16 protein-coding genes are annotated in these 18,000 nt (G+C 53.7%); 7 read left to right on the top strand and 9 right to left on the bottom strand.

Annotated elements, in window-relative coordinates; translation table 11 throughout:
* Positions 1-48 precede the first annotated feature (48 nt).
* A complete protein-coding gene (gene ompA / locus ACLHV8_RS06590) occupies positions 49-1,104 on the top strand; it encodes a porin OmpA (RefSeq protein WP_049006694.1) in 1,056 nt (351 codons plus the stop codon).
* 63 nt (positions 1,105-1,167) lie between these two features.
* Here the strand turns inward: ompA and matP are convergent, their stop codons facing one another.
* Entirely contained in the window at positions 1,168-1,620 is a 453-nt protein-coding gene (matP, locus tag ACLHV8_RS06585) for a macrodomain Ter protein MatP (RefSeq protein ID WP_008499929.1), read from the bottom strand.
* Between the two features lie 185 nt (positions 1,621-1,805).
* On the opposite strand from matP, the gene ACLHV8_RS06580 reads away from it, so the two are divergent.
* Both ACLHV8_RS06580 and fabA read left to right on the top strand, forming a co-directional pair.
* Positions 1,806-3,566: a Lon protease family protein gene (locus ACLHV8_RS06580; protein WP_208594468.1), complete on the top strand. Its 1,761-nt coding sequence runs from the start codon at positions 1,806-1,808 to the stop codon at positions 3,564-3,566.
* A 68-nt stretch (positions 3,567-3,634) separates the two neighbouring features.
* A complete protein-coding gene (fabA, locus tag ACLHV8_RS06575; RefSeq protein WP_008499931.1) occupies positions 3,635-4,153 on the top strand; it encodes a 3-hydroxyacyl-[acyl-carrier-protein] dehydratase FabA in 519 nt (172 codons plus the stop codon).
* Between the two features lie 71 nt (positions 4,154-4,224).
* Here fabA and rmf read toward each other — a convergent pair whose 3' ends face one another.
* The 6 genes from rmf to rlmKL all read right to left on the bottom strand — a co-directional run bounded on the left by rmf (position 4,225) and on the right by rlmKL (position 12,151).
* Entirely contained in the window at positions 4,225-4,392 is a 168-nt protein-coding gene (gene rmf / locus ACLHV8_RS06570; RefSeq protein WP_013097261.1) for a ribosome modulation factor, read from the bottom strand.
* A gap of 255 nt (positions 4,393-4,647) precedes the next feature.
* Positions 4,648-5,214: a membrane integrity-associated transporter subunit PqiC gene (pqiC, locus tag ACLHV8_RS06565; RefSeq protein ID WP_028019216.1), complete on the bottom strand. Its 567-nt coding sequence runs from the start codon at positions 5,212-5,214 to the stop codon at positions 4,648-4,650.
* A complete protein-coding gene (pqiB, locus tag ACLHV8_RS06560; protein ID WP_129324412.1) occupies positions 5,211-6,851 on the bottom strand; it encodes an intermembrane transport protein PqiB in 1,641 nt (546 codons plus the stop codon). The genes pqiC and pqiB overlap by 4 nt, the downstream gene beginning before the upstream one ends.
* A 4-nt stretch (positions 6,852-6,855) precedes the next feature.
* Positions 6,856-8,109 (bottom strand): membrane integrity-associated transporter subunit PqiA, encoded by a 1,254-nt coding sequence (gene pqiA, locus ACLHV8_RS06555; RefSeq protein WP_028019218.1) that lies wholly within the window; start codon positions 8,107-8,109, stop codon positions 6,856-6,858.
* A gap of 13 nt (positions 8,110-8,122) precedes the next feature.
* Positions 8,123-10,030: an ABC transporter ATP-binding protein gene (locus ACLHV8_RS06550; RefSeq protein ID WP_208594467.1), complete on the bottom strand. Its 1,908-nt coding sequence runs from the start codon at positions 10,028-10,030 to the stop codon at positions 8,123-8,125.
* A 12-nt stretch (positions 10,031-10,042) separates the two neighbouring features.
* Positions 10,043-12,151 carry a bifunctional 23S rRNA (guanine(2069)-N(7))-methyltransferase RlmK/23S rRNA (guanine(2445)-N(2))-methyltransferase RlmL gene (rlmKL, locus tag ACLHV8_RS06545; RefSeq protein ID WP_028019220.1) on the bottom strand — a complete coding sequence of 703 codons (2,109 nt, stop codon included), beginning with the start codon at positions 12,149-12,151 and terminating at the stop codon, positions 10,043-10,045.
* Positions 12,152-12,249: 98 nt separating this feature from the next.
* Here rlmKL and ACLHV8_RS06540 point away from each other — a divergent pair, with 98 nt between their 5' ends.
* Positions 12,250-13,359, top strand: coding sequence for a YcbX family protein (locus tag ACLHV8_RS06540; RefSeq protein ID WP_208594466.1), 1,110 nt, complete (start codon positions 12,250-12,252; stop codon positions 13,357-13,359).
* Here the strand turns inward: ACLHV8_RS06540 and zapC are convergent.
* Positions 13,356-13,898, bottom strand: a complete 543-nt coding sequence (zapC, locus tag ACLHV8_RS06535; protein ID WP_028019222.1) for a cell division protein ZapC — start codon at positions 13,896-13,898, stop codon at positions 13,356-13,358. The genes ACLHV8_RS06540 and zapC overlap by 4 nt on opposite strands.
* A gap of 165 nt (positions 13,899-14,063) precedes the next feature.
* On the bottom strand, positions 14,064-15,074 hold the full coding sequence (pyrD, locus tag ACLHV8_RS06530) for a quinone-dependent dihydroorotate dehydrogenase (RefSeq protein ID WP_028019223.1): 1,011 nt from the start codon (positions 15,072-15,074) through the stop codon (positions 14,064-14,066).
* A gap of 248 nt (positions 15,075-15,322) precedes the next feature.
* Here pyrD and ssuE point away from each other — a divergent pair, with 248 nt between their 5' ends.
* Genes ssuE through ssuD form a run of 3 tightly spaced genes read left to right on the top strand, consistent with a single transcriptional unit; the run spans position 15,323 to position 17,995 of the window.
* Positions 15,323-15,898 (top strand): NADPH-dependent FMN reductase, encoded by a 576-nt coding sequence (gene ssuE / locus ACLHV8_RS06525; RefSeq protein ID WP_028019224.1) that lies wholly within the window; start codon positions 15,323-15,325, stop codon positions 15,896-15,898.
* Positions 15,891-16,853 carry a sulfonate ABC transporter substrate-binding protein gene (locus ACLHV8_RS06520; protein ID WP_049006677.1) on the top strand — a complete coding sequence of 321 codons (963 nt, stop codon included), beginning with the start codon at positions 15,891-15,893 and terminating at the stop codon, positions 16,851-16,853. The genes ssuE and ACLHV8_RS06520 overlap by 8 nt, the downstream gene beginning before the upstream one ends.
* A complete protein-coding gene (ssuD, locus tag ACLHV8_RS06515) occupies positions 16,850-17,995 on the top strand; it encodes an FMNH2-dependent alkanesulfonate monooxygenase (protein WP_208594465.1) in 1,146 nt (381 codons plus the stop codon). The genes ACLHV8_RS06520 and ssuD overlap by 4 nt, the downstream gene beginning before the upstream one ends.
* Positions 17,996-18,000: the final 5 nt, after the last annotated feature.

Below are 18,000 nucleotides of genomic sequence, written 5' to 3'. Positions count from 1 at the left end.
TCTCCAGAGACTTTCATGGCGAATTTTGGATGATAACGAGGCGCAAAAATGAAAAAGACAGCTATCGCGATTGCAGTGGCACTGGCTGGCTTCGCTACCGTAGCGCAGGCCGCTCCGAAAGATAATACCTGGTATGCAGGTGGTAAACTGGGTTGGTCTCAGTTCCACGACACCGGCTGGTACAACAGCAAACTGAACAACGATGGCCCGACTCACGAGAGCCAGCTTGGTGCAGGTGCGTTCGGTGGCTATCAGGTTAACCCGTATGTTGGTTTTGAAATGGGTTACGACTGGTTAGGTCGTATGCCATACAAAGGCGACACCGTAAACGGCGCTTTCAAAGCACAGGGCGTTCAGCTGACCGCTAAACTGGGTTACCCAGTAACTGACGATCTGGACGTGTACACCCGTCTGGGCGGCATGGTATGGCGCGCTGACTCCAGCAACAACCAGATTGGCAGCGACCATGACACCGGTGTTTCCCCAGTATTCGCTGGTGGCGTTGAGTGGGCTATGACCCGTGACATCGCTACCCGTCTGGAATATCAGTGGGTTAACAACATCGGCGACGCTGGCACCGTTGGTGTTCGTCCAGACAACGGCATGCTGAGCGTAGGTGTTTCCTACCGTTTCGGCCAGCAGGAAGAAGCAGCACCAGTTGTTGCTCCAGCGCCGGCTCCAGCTCCAGAAGTACAGACCAAACACTTCACTCTGAAGTCTGACGTTCTGTTCAACTTCAACAAAGCAACTCTGAAACCAGAAGGCCAGCAGGCACTGGATCAGCTGTACTCTCAGCTGAGCAACCTGGATCCTAAAGATGGTTCTGTAGTGGTTCTGGGCTTCACCGACCGTATCGGTTCTGACGCTTACAACCAGAAACTGTCTGAGAAACGTGCTCAGTCTGTTGTTGATTACCTGATCTCTAAAGGTATCCCAGCTAACAAGATCTCCCCACGTGGTATGGGCAAATCTAACCCAGTTACTGGCAACACCTGTGACAACGTGAAAGCTCGCCCTGCACTGATCGACTGCCTGGCTCCAGATCGTCGCGTTGAGATCGAAGTTAAAGGCATCAAAGACGTTGTAACTCAGCCAGCGGCATAAGTTATCGTCTTATAAAAAAACCCCGCAATGCGGGGTTTTTTATTATCTGAAGAAAACAAAAGTCTATTTTTTGCCCAACAATGCCTGAAGGTCGTTCTTCAACGTCGACATCTGGTTGGCGTACTTCTCTTTATGCTCCGCATCCTCAATCAATTGCACAATCGTTTCCGACAGCGTTTTACCACGCCGTTGTGCCAGCCCCGCCAGGCGCTGCCAGACCACGAACTCAAGGTCGATTGATTTTTTGCGAGTGTGTTGATGCTCCGCATTAAAATGTCGTTTGCGTCGCGCGCGGATAGTTTGCTTCATTCGGTTCAACAACGCAGGATTGATGTGCTTCTCAATCCAGCCGTTAACCTGTACCGGTTCATTTTCGAGGGTCAGCAAAATATCCACGGCTTCTTGCGCAGCGCTGGCTTCGATGTAGCAGGTGATCAACTCCCCTTCACGGTGCTTTTTGACCAGGTACTTCCATTTCCAGCCGCTTTCGAGATTTTCCAGTTGTTGATATTTCATTGCGATCTCAGTGTTACCACGTAACTCTGTTCAGAATATCAGTTTTTTAGCAATCTGCTGAAAAGAAATCATATATGTGAGTGAATGCAGGCAATCCCCCTGTCGAAATCCCCAATCCTGCTTGGGTAGTCCCCCTCGCTTACGGTATACTCCACGCTTTTACATCTGACTAAAAAACATCAACTTTGACCATTACGAAACTTGCATGGCGTGACCTTGTTCCGGATACCGAGAGCTATCAGGAACTGTTTGCACAGCCAGATCTCGCAAAAGAACACGAATTCATCCTTAGCGATACGCAACCACGTTTGCATTATGCGCTGGAGCAGGTGTTAAGCCCATGGGCAACGGCGCCTTTCATGTTGCTTAAAGCCCCGGAAGAAGCGGAGTACCTGACGCTTGTCGGGGACGCCATGCGCCAGTTGCAGTCGGAAACGAATGCCCTCTTTGGCGGCGAATATCGTATCGCGGGACATGATGTCACTTTCGAACCGGCAGTTCAGGCGGATGGCCGTTTTGCCGCTAAAGGCGAAGTGATTACCGCTAACTGGGTCGAGGCGGAACAACTCTTTGGTTGTCTGCGCCAGTTTAATGGTGAACTTTCGCTGCAACCGGGGTTGGTACATCGCGCAAATGGCGGTGTACTTATCATCTCACTGCGTACCCTACTCTCGCAGCCGCTGTTGTGGATGCGTCTGAAAACGATTGTGAACCAGCAACGTTTTGACTGGGTCGGCTACGATGAGTCCCGTCCTCTGCCTGTCTCTGTTCCCTCTATGCCTCTGTCGTTGACCGTCGTGCTGACGGGTGACCGCGAATCTCTGGCAGACTTCCAGGAGATGGAACCGGAACTGGCTGAGCAGGCGGTCTACAGCGAGTACGAAGACAACATCCAGATTGCCGATGCCGACGATATGGCGCAGTGGTGCCAGTGGGTAATGGCTGTAGCTGAACGCTTTTCGCTGCCAACACCTGCGGCTGACGCGTGGCCAGGCTTGATTCGCGAAGCGGTGCGATATACCGGTGACCAGGAAACGCTGCCCCTCTGTCCGCTCTGGATCGGCAAACAGCTGCGTGAAGTGGGGGTGATCAGCGGTAACGGTGCGTTCACCGGAGAACAGCTCACACAGATGCTGGCTCAGCGTGAGTGGCGAGAAGGCTATCTTGCTGACCGTATGCAGGATGAAATTCTGCTGGAACAAATTCTGGTCGAGACAGAAGGCGAACGCGTCGGACAGATTAACGCCCTGTCGGTGATTGAATTTCCGGGCCATCCTCGCGCAATCGGCGAACCGTCCCGTATCAGCTGCGTTGTCCATATTGGCGATGGTGAGTTCACCGATATCGAACGGAAAGCCGAGCTGGGCGGAAACATTCACGCGAAAGGCATGATGATCATGCAGGCGTTTTTGATGTCAGAGCTGCAGCTCGAGCAACAGATCCCCTTCTCCGCCTCGCTGACGTTTGAGCAGTCCTACAGCGAAGTCGATGGTGATAGCGCCTCTATGGCAGAACTGTGCGCCCTAATCAGCGCCCTGGCCGAAGTGCCCATCAATCAGAACATCGCGATCACCGGCTCGGTGGACCAATTCGGTCGTGCCCAGCCAGTGGGAGGCCTCAATGAAAAAATTGAAGGCTTCTTCTCTATCTGTCAGCAGCGCGGTTTAAATGGCAAACAGGGTGTGATTATTCCTGCTCCCAATGCACGCCATTTGAGCCTCAGTCAGGATATTCTGGATGCGGTGGAGCAAGAGCAATTCGCCATCTGGGCCATCGAAGGGATTGAGGATGCACTACCCTTACTGACAAACCTGATATGGGATGGCGAAGGGCAAACCAACCTGATGCAGACTATTCAGGAGCGTATTGCTCAGGCGACACAGCAGGATGCTCGTCATCGTTATCCATGGCCGTTACGCTGGTTAGGCTGGTTTGGTTCGAACTGATCGGACTTGTTCAGCGTACACGTGTTAGCTATCCTGCGTCCTTCACTAAAATAAGGCTTACTGAGAACATGGTAGATAAACGCGAATCCTATACAAAAGAAGATCTTCTTGCCTCTGGTCGCGGTGAACTGTTTGGTGCGAAAGGCCCACAGTTACCGGCCCCGAACATGCTGATGATGGACCGTGTCGTGAAAATGACCGAAACCGGCGGCAACTTCGATAAGGGTTACGTAGAAGCAGAACTCGATATCAACCCGGATCTGTGGTTCTTCGGTTGCCACTTTATTGGCGATCCGGTAATGCCTGGCTGTCTGGGCCTGGATGCAATGTGGCAGCTGGTTGGCTTCTATCTGGGCTGGCTGGGTGGCGAAGGTAAAGGCCGCGCACTGGGTGTTGGCGAAGTGAAATTCACCGGTCAGGTTCTGCCTACTGCGAAGAAAGTGACCTATCGTATTCACTTCAAACGCATTGTTAACCGTCGCCTGATTATGGGCCTGGCGGATGGCGAAGTGCTGGTCGATGGTCGCCTGATCTATAGCGCGAGCGACCTGAAAGTGGGTCTGTTCCAGGACACTTCCGCGTTCTGATATTGCTTTTCGCAATCTCAAAAAGGCGAAACCTCCGCATTGCGGAGGTTTCTTTTTTTAAAGAGACGTTATCAGGCTATGAGTGCCCTGTCGCCGATGGCTTCTCGCCAGCCTCCAAGCCATTGTGACCTTTGGTTTATCGTCTGATAAGGACACATTTCTTTAGAACGTCCAGCGATGCCGGCCTGATAACCACGTTGATGAGCCCGTTCCAGGCGATCTCGTTTCTGTCTCTTCATGCCTCGTTTCCCTCATTCTTTTGTCTGGTGGAAAGAAAACAGTGTCTGCACAAATGCACAGGCACAGATAACGAATACCCCGAATTAGTCGCAGCGTCAATGTTCAAAATTCATACGGGTGTCATATTTGTGAGCTAGCTGGAAGATCATTTGTACAAAAATTGTGACCCGGCACAAGTAACAACCTGAAGTGAAAACGAAAAAAAAACCGCAATCAGTGGCAGACCGATTGCGGTTTTTGACGATGAATTTTACTTATGGCAGCCGGGAAATTTCCCTGGCGATACTGGCCGACTCCTGTGCCCAACCCTGAGCCAGGACTTTCACCATTTCGTCATAGCCATCTTTCTGCTGCTTCAGCTCCAGATGGAAAGGACGCTTAATCAGCTGCCCCTGATGATTCAGCAGCCACTCACCGCTGATCACCACCGCACCGTCATAACGGCCGTGGAAGCCTGTTACGGTGACGTTCAGCGTATCTTGATCGTTACCCAGCGGCTGCGAAGCGACAACCCAGCCCGGAAGCTGGCTGCCCAGATTGGCCACCAGCGTGTTGCGCAGTTGCTGATCCAGCGGGCTGGCCCACAGGTTGTTTGTCGCAATCACGTATTTCACATCGCTGGTTTGGTAGACCACACCGTTACCTGCCAGATAATCTGGCACGGCAACCTGCTCAACCCAGAGCTGACGATTTCCCTGACTGGCCGTACTTTGCCCGCTATTCTGCGTACTAACAGGCAACTGGTAGTAGCTTTTATTCTCTACACCTGAACTGCACGCCGTTAATAGCAGAGCGCCAACCATCAATAGCCACTTATTCATTCTTTTGCCCTCTTAGGCTCAGGATCCTTTTTATCTTTCGCTTCGAACACCAGCGCGTTGCTCTTCTCATTGAGCGTCTTCAGAACAGGCTGCAGTTCACGTAAGACCTGATCAAGGCGCTGCATATCAGCCACCATCTTGTTGTAAGCCGCAGAACCAGGCTGGAAGCCCTGCATACTGCGGTTCAGCTCACGCAACGTTTTCTGCATATCCTGCGGCAGTTGCTGCATGCTCTGGCTCGCTGTGATCTTGTTGATGTTATCCAGCGTGGTTTGCAGACGGCGCATCGTTGCCTGGCTCTCGCTCAGAGAGTTTGTCGCGGCTTCAATCATCGGATTCAGTGGCAGATTGTTAATCTTATCCAGCGTTTCCATCAGGCGCTGCTGGATCTGCGCCAGGCCGCTGCTCACCGTTGGGATAATCTTGTAGCCACCGAATTCACGGATACCGGTAATCGGCGGAGCTTTCGGGTAGAAGTCCATATCCACATACAGAGCACCTGTCACCAGGTTACCGGTTTTCAGCGACCCGCGCAGACCGCGTTCCATCAGTTGAGAGATGTGCGTGCCAATATCCTGATTTTCGCCAATCTGATTGACCAGACGCTCTGGCTCAATGCGGATCAGCACCGGGATGCGGTAATCATCATCCAGCACCTGCTGAAGTCCCGGAACGAAGAACGGAACTTGCCCAACCGTACCAAGACGAATGCCGCGGAACTCAACCGGTGCACCCGGCTGCAGGCCGCGGACGGAATCTTTGAAGAACATCAGGAAATCAACGTGGCTGGTATACAGCGCATCCTGGATGCTTTTTTGATCGTCAAAGAGTCTGAAAGCCGTGTTTTCTGTAACCGGCTGCCCCAAATCCAGGCCTTCCGGTACGTCAAAACTCACGCCACCGCCAAACAGCGTGGTCAGAGACCCCATTTCAACGCGCATACCCGCAGAGGTCAGATCCACCGCGATCCCGCTGTCTTTCCAGAAACGGACGTTACTGGTGACCAGCCGATCGTTCGGTGCATTGATAAACAGTTGATAGCTGATCGCGCGTTTCTGCGGATCAAAGGTACTTTTCTCAACCGACCCGACGCGATAACCGCGGAACAGCACGGGATCGCCCGCCGTAAGCTGACCCGCTTTTTTACTGTCGAGGATCACGCGGATACCCTTGGCATCAGGCGGCGCAAGCGGTGGTGAATCCAGAAGCTGGTATTTTCCCGGCTGGCTACCCTTCGTACCGGGCTGCAGTTCAATATAGGCCCCGGAGAGCAGCGTCCCTAAACCGCTAATCCCTTCACGTCCTACCTGAGGCTTAACCACCCAGAAAACGGAATCGCCATGCAGCAGTTTTTCCATGCCAGCATTAAGGCGCGCCTTAATTTCCACATGGGTTAAATCATCGGTCAGGGTTGCGCTTTCAACCACACCCACATCCACGCTGCGGCTCTTGATGGTCGTTTTACCGCCCTCAATCCCCTCGGCATTGGTGGTAATCAGCGTCACTTCCGGCCCCTGATGGCTGTAGTGATAAAACAGGATCCATGCCCCGATCAGCGCCGTCACGATGGGGAAAATCCACACCGGTGACCAGTTCTTGACCTTCTGCACTTTCGCCTCTCCACTCTTATTTTCCATGCTCTTACTCTTCCTCATGGCTTGATTCAGGCTCACGATCCCACGATAAACGAGGGTCGAAGGTCATGGCCGCAAACATAGTCATAATCACGACCAGTGCAAACATTAAAGCCCCCATCGCGGGATAAATACTCATCAATCCGCCCATCCGCACCAGTGCAGAGAGAACGGCAATAACAAACACGTCAATCATTGACCAGCGTCCGACAAACTCGACCACTTCATAAATCAGGTGCATGCGTTCGCTGTCGCGTTTACCGTGACCTTTCGCATCCCAACAGAGCCAGGCGATCGCGATCATTTTCAGGGTTGGCACCATAATACTGGCGATAAAGATTACACCGGCAACCGGATACGAACCTTCACCCCACAGCAATATCACCCCGGCCAGGATCGTCGAGGGCATTTTGTCGCCCAGCAGATCGGTGATCATAATCGGCAAGATATTAGCTGGCAGATACAGCATGACAGAGGTCACCAGTAGTGCCATCGTCCACTGCAGGCTGTTTTTACGCCGCACGTGCCCTTTGGTTTCGCAGCGCGGACAAACGTCGAGATCGGCGGGCAGCACGGCGGTACAGCACGGACACGAACGTAGCCCCTGACGAATACCGGGCACCCCGACCTTTACCGTCTGCGCAAGCGTCGGCGCTGGTGCGATATCGTCCCACGCCCAGCGCCTGTCCACACACTGGAAGGCGCGCAGCTGCAGGACGCAGTACAGACACCAGGGGATAAAGCTGCTGCCAATCCCCACGTCGCCATACGCCATCAGCTTCACGAAACTGACCAGAATCCCCGCCAGAAAGATCTCGGCCATCCCCCAGCTTTTAAGCTGAAAAAGGATACGCGCGAGTTTGATTTTCAGTGACGACGGCATCCTGACACGGTTCACCAGCAGCAGGATAACGACCAGGCAAAAAGCCGGGACTATCTGGACGAAGAGCAGAAAAAAGGTGCCGAGGCTGGCGTAATCTTCTGAGAACATCACGCCCGGGATTTCGAGCAAATCGACCTGGCTGGTAATTCCGCCCACCTTCATATAGATGAACGGGAAGAGATTGGAGAGCAGCAGCATGAATAATGCTGCCAGAGCGTAAGCAGTGGGACGCTGCCGCGGTGCGTCCCACTCGGTTGTCAACGTTGCGCCGCAACGTGGACACAGCGCTTTATGTCCGTGACCAAGCTCTGGCAACGCCACGAGCATGTCGCATTGCGAGCATAATATATGCCTGTCGGCATGGTGCTGGTCACACATATGTTATCCCTGTTTATGCGCCGTTTTTCAGAGACTCAAGGTACTCCCAGCGCTCAAATGCTTCTTCCAGGGCCTTTTCAGCCGCGGACAGTTCAGCCAGTATTTTCTGAGTATAGTCGTGCGATTGGGTAAAGAATGTCGCATCAGCAACCTGAGCTTGCAGATTTTCAAGCGCGGCCTCCAGCTCTTCCAGACGCTGAGGTAGCCCCTCCAGTTCGCGCTGCAGGTTATAGCTTAGTTTAGCCGAGCTTTTCTTGACAGTTTCTGCTTTTGTTACAGCAGGTTCAGAACTTATTTTGGACTTTGACTGTTTCTGCGCCAGAGACTGCGACTGCTGCCCTTTTGCATCGTGATAACCGCCGACATACTGACCAATTCGCCCTTCACCTTCGAAGATCCAGCACTCGGTCACGGTGTTATCCACGAATTGACGATCGTGGCTAACCAGCATCACCGTCCCCTGATAACCGTCGATCAGTTCCTCCAGCAATTCCAGGGTTTCGACATCCAGGTCGTTCGTAGGTTCATCGAGAATCAACAGGTTACTTGGCTTCAGGAACAGACGTGCCAGCAGAAGACGATTGCGCTCACCGCCTGACAGCGCGCGTACCGGCGTCATCGCACGTTTCGGATGGAACAGGAAGTCCTGCAGGTAGCCCAGCACATGGCGCGGCTTGCCGTTTACCATCACCTCTTGCTTACCTTCAGCGAGGTTATCCATCACCGTTCTGTCCGGATCCAGCTCTGCGCGGTGCTGATCGAAGTAGGCCACTTCAAGCTTGGTGCCGCAGTGGATACGACCGCTGTCAGCCTGCAATTGACCCAGCATCAGTTTCAACAGCGTGGTTTTGCCGCAACCGTTCGGACCAATCAGTGCAATTTTGTCCCCACGCTGAACCTGTGCCGAGAAGTCTTTCACCAGCACTTTACCGTCGACCTGATAGTTAACGTTTTCCATTTCGAAGACAATCTTGCCGGAACGGGACGCCTCTTCCACCTGCATTTTGGCGCTGCCCATCACTTCTCGGCGCTCGCTACGCTCACGGCGCATCGCCTTCAGCGCACGAACGCGACCTTCGTTACGTGTACGACGGGCTTTGATGCCCTGACGGATCCAGACTTCTTCCTGTGCCAGCTTGCGGTCGAACTCCGCATTCTGCAGCTCTTCCACGCGCAGGTTTTCTTCTTTTTCCAGCAGATAGGTATCGTAATCGCCAGGATAGGTCACCAGCTTACCGCGATCGAGATCGACAATGCGCGTCGCCATATTGCGAATAAACGAACGGTCGTGAGAGATAAAGATGATGGTGCCGCTGAAGGTTTTCAGGAACCCTTCCAGCCAGTCAATCGCTTCGATATCCAGGTGGTTCGTCGGTTCGTCCAGCAGCAGCACCTTCGGTCCGCTGACCAGCGCACGACCCAGTGCCGCTTTACGCAGCCAGCCGCCGGAGAGCGCTGACAGCTCCATATCGGCTTCCAGACCGAGCTGTGCCAGCACTTCATTAATACGGTTTTCCAGCTGCCACAGACCGTGGTGATCGAGCATCTCCTGCACTTTCGCCAGTTCGTTGAGGTTCTTATCGCTCGGGTCAGTCATCACCAGATGTGAAATCTCGTGATAACGCTTCAGGTATTCAGCCTGCTCAGAAATACCTTCAGCCACGAAATCGTAAACGCTGCCGGTCACATGACGCGGCGGGTCCTGCTGCAGGCGAGAAACGATAAGATCCTGCTCGTAAACAATACGCCCGTCATCCAGACCCTGTTCACGGTTGAGGATTTTCATCAACGTGGATTTGCCCGCGCCATTACGGCCCACCAGACAGACACGCTCGTTATCTTCGATGTGCAGTTCTGCATTATCGAGAAGCGGTGAGTCGCTGAAAGAGAGCCACGCGCCGTGCATACTAATTAAAGACATTTATTTTTCCTTTCAGGCCGCGGTAATCAACCAGCAGTTATGGATTTGACGGTTACGGGCGAAATCCTGAGACAGCGTTTTTTGGCTGATTTCTTGTGCTTTCAGTCCCAGGGCTGCTAAGCCGTCATGATCCATACGGAAGCCGCGTTTGTTGTTCGAGAACATAATCGTGCCGCCTCTACGCAGCAGGCGCTTCAGGTCGGTCATCAGGCGCAGGTGATCGCGCTGCACATCAAAGCTATCTTCCATACGCTTGGAGTTAGAGAAGGTCGGCGGATCGATAAAGATCAGATCGAACTGCTCGTCGGTATCACGCAGCCAACCCAGCACGTCGGCCTGCATCAGGCGATGCTGACGCCCAGTTAAACCGTTAAGGCGCAGGTTGCGCTCCGCCCACTCCAGATAGGTGCGGGACATATCCACCGTGGTCGTGCTCCGCGCGCCGCCCAGACCCGCATGCACGCTGGCGCTGCCGGTATAGGAGAACAGGTTGAGGAAATCTTTGCCCTTGCTCATCTGTCCGAGCATGCGGCGGGCGATACGGTGGTCAAGGAACAGACCGGTATCAAGGTAGTCAGTCAGGTTAACCCACAGACGAGCGTTGTACTCGCCCACTTCAATGAAGTCGCCCTTTTCACCCATTTTCTGATACTGGTTTTTGCCTTTCTGACGTTCGCGGGTTTTCAGCACCAGCTTGTTTGGCGCAATACCCAGCACGGCGATGGTTGCCGCAATGACGTCCAGCATACGCTGACGCGCTTTTTGCGCATCAATGGTTTTCGGTGGCGCGTATTCCTGAATCACCACCCAGTCCGCATAGCGGTCTACCGCCACGTTGTATTCCGGCAGATCGGCATCGTACAGGCGGTAGCATTCAATACCTTCCTGCTTCGCCCATTTCTCGAATTTCTTCAGATTCTTGCGCAGACGGTTGGCGTAATCTTCCGCCACGCCCGACGGTTTGCTGTCCGCCGCTTTCTCAGCCAGATGGTAGTTCTTCTGCACGCAGTCCAGCGGGCCGTTTTTCGCCTTAAACTGGCGATCGGCACGCAGCTGCAGGCAACTCAGCAATTCAGGTGAAGCACTGAACAGGGAGAGATTCCAGCCGCCAAAGTAATCTTTCATATTGCGGCCCAACAGGCTGTGCAGGGCAATCAGCGCCGGTTCGCTGTCCAGACGCTCACCGTATGGCGGGTTACTGATAACGGTACCGTACGGACCTTTTGGCAACGGGTTGGTCAGGTTCGCCACGTCTTTCACCTCGAAGGTGACCAGCTCGCCGATACCGGCGCGACGGGCGTTGCTGCGGGCACGTTCAATGACGCGCGGGTCGCTGTCCGAACCATAGAAATGGGAGGTATATTCCGCCAGGCCCTTACGCGCACGGGTCTGCGCATCATCTTTGACCTCTTTCCACAGTGCTTCATCGTGCTGTGCCCAGCCCTTGAAGCCCCAGTGACCACGGTGCAGGCCTGGGGCACGGTCGGTGGCCAGCATGGCAGCTTCAATCAGCAATGTACCAGAACCACACATCGGGTCCAGCAGCGGGGTACCCGGCAGCCAGCCAGAGCGCATCACAATGGCTGCGGCAAGGGTTTCTTTGATTGGTGCCATACCGGTACGATCGCGGTAGCCGCGCAGGTGGAGGCCTGCGCCGCTCAGATCCAGAGAGATGCTCGCGGTGTCGCCGTTCAGCCAGACGTTAATACGCAGATCCGGATTTTCGCGATCGACGTTTGGACGTTCCTTATTTTTACGGGTGAAGCAATCAACAATGGCGTCTTTAACGCGCAGGGCACCGTACTGGCTGTTGCGGATCTCATCATTCACGCCGTTGAAATGCACCGCAAAGGTGGCATTCGGAGTGAAGATCTCTGTCCAGTCGATCATCTGTACGCCGGTATAGAGGTCAAGGTCGCTATAGACCTTGCACTCTTTCATCGGCAGCATGATGCGCGACGCCAGACGGCTCCACATCAGGCTCTGGTAAATAAGCCGCGTGTCGCCCTCAAAATGGACACCACCCTGAACTACCTGGCACTCTTGCGCGCCCAGGGCTTCCAGTTCAGTTTTTAACAGCTCTTCCAGCCCACGGGCCGTACTGGCAAACAGAGAATTCATATCGTCACTTTTACTCTTAGAAAATTGTCGCGCATTATAGCTAATATGGCGTGTATGTCATAAAGTTGAAGGCTTATTTTCATTCGAGGGAGTGTGCAGTGGCGACGTTATCCAGGCTTTTTATTCATCCGGTGAAATCCATGCGCGGCATCGGCATTTCTCACGCACTTGCCGACATGAGCGGATTTGCCTTCGATCGTATCTTTATGATCACCGAGCCTGACGGTACGTTCATTACTGCACGCCAGTTCCCGCAGATGGTTCGCTTTATCCCTTCCCCCCTTCATGACGGTTTGCATCTTACCGCGCCGGATGGTTCCAGCGTGGTGATCCGCTTTGCTGATTTTGCGCCTGTGGATGCGCCAACAGAAGTGTGGGGCAATCATTTTACCGCGCGTATTGCCGCTGACGAGATTAACCGCTGGCTTAGCGGCTTCTTCTCGCGCGATGTGCAGTTACGTTGGGTAGGCCCGTCGCTGACGCGCCGCGTGAAGCGTCATGACGCAGTTCCGCTCTCATTTGCGGATGGGTTTCCTTTCCTGCTGACCAGTGAAGCCTCCCTGCGCGACCTGCAGCACCGTTGTAAAGCCAGCGTTCAGATGGAGCAGTTTCGCCCCAATCTGGTGGTAACCGGTACAAAAGCCTGGGAAGAAGACACCTGGAAAGTGATTCGCATCGGCAGTGTGATTTTCGATGTCGCTAAGCCATGCAGTCGTTGTATCTTCACCACCGTAAGCCCTGAGAAAGGCCAGAAGCACCCTTCCGGTGAGCCGCTGAAAACCCTGCAATCCTTCCGCACTGCACAGGACAATGGCGACGTGGATTTTGGCCTGAACCTGATCCCCCGTTCCAGCGGCGTGATCCGTGTCGGTGACGAGGTAGAAATTCTTGCCCGTGGACCCGCAAGAGTTTATGGCTCCGGTCAGGAAGACGAGTTTGTCGAGGTCGAGACGCAGGTCAGTTCATCAGTGGATATTCACTGGCAGGGCAACATCATCCGGGGAAATAATCAGCAGGTTTTACTTGAACAGCTGGAACAAGCAGGGATCCGCATACCGTATTCCTGCCGCGCGGGGATCTGTGGCTGCTGTCGAATCAAGCTGGTTGAGGGTGAAGTCAGTGCGCTGAAAAAATCCGCAATAGCCGACGACGGGACAATTCTGTGCTGTAGCTGCATCCCGACAACTTCAGTACAACTGGAAGCTTAAACAGCCTGTTCCAGGCTGAAAGAATCCACTCGAAGTTGGGGTTTCAGCCTGTCGTTCATGACCTTGATGGCATCCCCAAGTTGCATCGTCCGCCCGGCAATTGTCACGCCGGGCTGAGCCAGCAGACAGAGCGCGGCATTTTCGCCCGGCTCAACCACCAGCAGACTCACCTCTTCGGCGCTATCACTCAGGTTGACGCTGGCCGCGTCGCCCGTCGCCGGTGTCCAGCTCATACCATGCGGCAGGAAATGCCAGCTTTTTGGCATTTGTGGTTTCAGGAAACGGATAGCCACCAGCGCATTTAATACCAGTTCGGCACGCTGCTCTTTAGAGAGCACCAGATCGCGACATTTTTCTTCAAAGGAGAAATAAAGCGCAGCATCGTCAACACAGAATCCTGACGGAGAAAAAGCGTCCGGGGTTAACATTCGGCGGGCAAAACGAGAACGAAACAACATACCATTGGCTAAATCGAGCATCATACGGTCATGCTCGTCGCAAAAATACCAGCGCCAGTTATCGTCAGGTTTAATTCGCATGTTTCTCTCCCGTCCCAAACGTCCTGTACTAAAAATGTCCTGCTCGTCGCTTCGTTTTTAACACCATTTAATAAAAGACTATAATGTCTAAATAAGCAACAATGACGGAATATAAAACAACCAGGGCCGGAAATAAAGCCCTGGTTGTCTGATTAAGAGAAAAGATTAGATATGAGTGACGATTTCTTTAATCAGCGGTGGTCCTTTAAAAATAAAGCCGGAATAGATTTGCACCAGTGACGCACCTGCTGCCATCTTCTCGCGTGCAGCAATCACAGAGTCGATACCACCGACGCCGATAATCGGTAAACGACCTTTTAATTCCGCTGACAATGCACGAATAATTTCGGTGCTTTTTAATTGTACCGGACGTCCACTTAACCCACCCGCTTCGTCACAGTTTTTCATTCCCTGAACCAGGGAGCGATCGAGTGTGGTATTGGTCGCAATCACACCATCAATATTATGGCGAACTAAACTGTCGGCAACCTGGATCAATTCTTCGACAGAAAGATCCGGAGCGATCTTAACCGCGACGGGAACATATTTATGGTGGATCGACTGCAGCTCATTTTGTTTATTTTTAATGGCACTCAGAAGATCGTCCAGCGCTTCACCATATTGCAAAGAACGCAGTCCCGGGGTATTGGGTGAGGAAATATTCACCGCAATATAACCAGCATAGGCGTAGACTTTTTCCATACAAATCAGATAGTCATCTTTACCTTGCTCTACCGGCGTGTCTTTATTTTTGCCAATATTGATACCTAATACGCCATCAAAATGGGCTTTTTTTACATTCTCAACGAGGTGATCGACACCGAGGTTATTAAAGCCCATGCGGTTGATCAAGCCTTCAGCTTCGACCAGGCGGAACAGACGCGGCTTGTCATTTCCCGGTTGTGGGCGCGGCGTGACGGTACCGATTTCGATAGAGCCAAAGCCCATCGCGCCCAGGGCATCAATGCACTCGCCATTTTTGTCCAGACCTGCCGCAAGACCCAGCGGGTTTTTAAAGGTCAATCCCATGCATTGCACAGGTTTTTCCGGCACATTTTGACGCACCAGAGCGACCAGCGGCGTTCCTGTAATACGACGTAATTGCTGGAATGTAAATTCATGAGCGCGCTCAGGGTCGAGCTGGAAAAGGGCTTTACGAACGAAGGGGTAGTACATGAACTCTCCTGGATTCCCGGTGTGCAAACCGGGAGGGGATTATGGGCGATCCGACGCCGAAAGGGAATTGACCTGCGGCAAAAAATCAGCGTAAAACGCAATCGTTTACCTCCCGGCTCATTTCTTATTCACTTTTTCGCATTTAAATTGCAGATAAATCATTTAGTGGAATAACCGCTTAGTGTCACACTCCTGAAAATTGTTATGAATGTTAGATAAAAGCAAACAATTGGTTATAAGGAGAACGTATGCGCGTCATTACTCTGGCCGGAAGTCCACGATTCCCTTCACGCTCCAGCGCCCTGCTGGAATATGCCCGTGAAAAACTTAATGCCCTGGATGTGGAAGTGTGCCACTGGAACCTGCATAACTTCGAACCTGAAGATTTGCTCTATGCCCGTTTTGACAGCCCGGCGCTTCACACCCTGACGGAGCAGCTTAAAGGCGCTGATGGGTTAATCGTGGCGACCCCCATTTATAAAGCCTCTTTTTCCGGGGCACTGAAAACCCTGCTTGACCTGCTCCCTGAACGTGCGCTGGATGGCAAAGTGGTGCTGCCTCTGGCAACGGGCGGTACGGTGGCGCATTTACTGGCGGTGGATTATGCCCTGAAGCCGGTGCTGAACGCCCTGAAAGCACAGGAGATCCTCCACGGTGTGTTCGCGGACGACTCCCAGGTCATCGACTATCAACATAAACCGCACTTTACACCGAATCTGCAAACCCGCCTCGATAACGCCCTGGAAACCTTCTGGCATGCCCTGCATCGCAGGGATATCCAGGCACCTGCTTTTGGTCATCCGCAAGGAGTTGCACATGTTTAAAACCTTAACCCATATTGGACTAGCCGGACTGATGGCGCTGACGTCGCTGGCCCATGCCGGACAAACGGCACCTGAAAGCTTACGCATTGGCTACCAGAAAGGCAGCGTCAGCATGGTGCTGGCAAAAAGCCACCAGCTTCTGGAAAAACGCTTCCCGGACACAAAATTCTCCTGGGTTGAGTTCCCGGCTGGTCCTCAGATGCTGGAAGCGCTGAACGTGGGCAGTATTGATCTGGGCAGTACAGGCGATATCCCGCCGATATTCGCCCAGGCCGCGGGAGCAGACCTGCTCTATGTAGGTGTTGAACCGCCCAAACCGAAGGCCGAAGTGATTCTGGTACCTGAAAATAGCGACATTAAAAACGTCGCCGACCTTAAAGGGCATAAAGTTGCTTTCCAGAAAGGCTCCAGCTCACACAACCTGCTGCTGCGTGCTCTGCAAGAGGCCGGACTCAAGTTTACCGACATTCAGCCCGTTTACCTGACGCCTGCCGACGCGCGCGCCGCGTTCCAGCAGAAGAACGTTGATGCCTGGGCCATCTGGGATCCGTACTATTCCGCCGCATTACTGCAGGGCGGTGTACGGGTGCTAAAAGATGGCACCACGCTTAAACAGACCGGCTCGTTCTATCTGGCTGCTCGCCCTTATGCGGAAAAGAACGGCGCCTTTGTGCAAGAGGTTCTTGATACCTTTACTCAGGCGGATGCACTGACTCAAAGCCAGCGTCAGGAGAGCATTGCCCTGCTGGCGAAAACCATGGGCTTACCTGAGCCGGTGATCGCGAGCTATCTCAACCACCGTCCACCGACCACCATCACGCCCGTAGACGCGCACGTCGCCGCACTTCAGCAACAAACGGCTGACCTCTTCTATCAAAACCACCTGGTGCCAAAACAGGTCACTATTCGCGAACGTATCTGGCAGCCCGCCGGTAAAGAAGGAACAAAATCATGAGTCTGAATCTTTTCTGGTTTTTACCCACCCATGGTGATGGCCACTATCTTGGTACGGAAGAGGGGTCACGCCCGGTTGACCATGGCTACCTGCAGCAGATTGCACAGGCAGCGGACAGAATTGGTTTCACTGGCGTACTGATCCCGACCGGACGCTCGTGTGAAGATGCCTGGCTGGTCGCCGCGTCGATGATCCCGGTCACCCAGCGTCTGAAGTTTCTGGTGGCCTTGCGTCCGAGCGTGGTCTCCCCCACCGTGGCGGCGCGTCAGGCGGCAACCCTGGACAGACTGTCCAATGGCCGCGCCCTGTTTAACCTTGTTACGGGCAGCGATCCGCAGGAGCTGGCGGGCGACGGCGTGTTCCTCGATCACACTGAGCGCTATGAAGCCTCCGCCGAATTCACCCGCGTCTGGCGACGTCTGCTGGAAGGTGAAACCGTGACGTTCGAAGGTAAACATATTCATGTTCGCGACGCGAAACTCTACTTCCCGTCCGTCCAACAGCCACGCCCTCCTCTCTATTTTGGCGGGTCATCGGACGTGGCGCAGGACCTGGCGGCAGAGCAGGTTGATCTCTATCTGACCTGGGGCGAACCACCAGAGCTGGTGAAAGAAAAAATAGCCCAGGTACGCGCTAAAGCGGCCGCCTATGGCCGCAAGGTACGCTTCGGTATTCGCCTGCATGTCATTGTGCGCGAGACCAACCAGGAAGCCTGGCAGGCAGCCGACCGTCTGATTTCCCATCTGGACGATGAGACCATCGAGAAAGCACAGGCTGCGTTTGCCAAAACCGACTCCGTCGGGCAGCACCGAATGGCGTCCCTGCACAACGGCAAGCGCGAGAATCTTGAGATCAGCCCAAACCTGTGGGCAGGCGTTGGCCTGGTACGCGGCGGTGCGGGCACGGCGCTGGTCGGCGACGGTGCGACCGTGGCAGCCCGTATTAATGAATACGCTGACCTGGGCATCGACAGCTTTATTCTCTCCGGTTATCCGCATCTCGAAGAGGCGTACAAAGTGGGCGAGCTGTTGTTCCCGCATCTGGATGTCGCCATCCCGGAAATTCCTCAGCCGCAACCGCTCCAGCTTCAGGGCGAAGCCGTGGCGAATGAATTTATTCCACGAAAAGCCGCACAAAGCTAAGGAGT

The organism is Enterobacter sp. CPE_E863 (assembly GCF_046521465.1).
Classification (GTDB): domain Bacteria; phylum Pseudomonadota; class Gammaproteobacteria; order Enterobacterales; family Enterobacteriaceae; genus Enterobacter; species Enterobacter adelaidei.
Note: the sequence above shows the minus strand (reverse complement) of the source record. Positions and strands in the feature narration are given on the sequence as shown.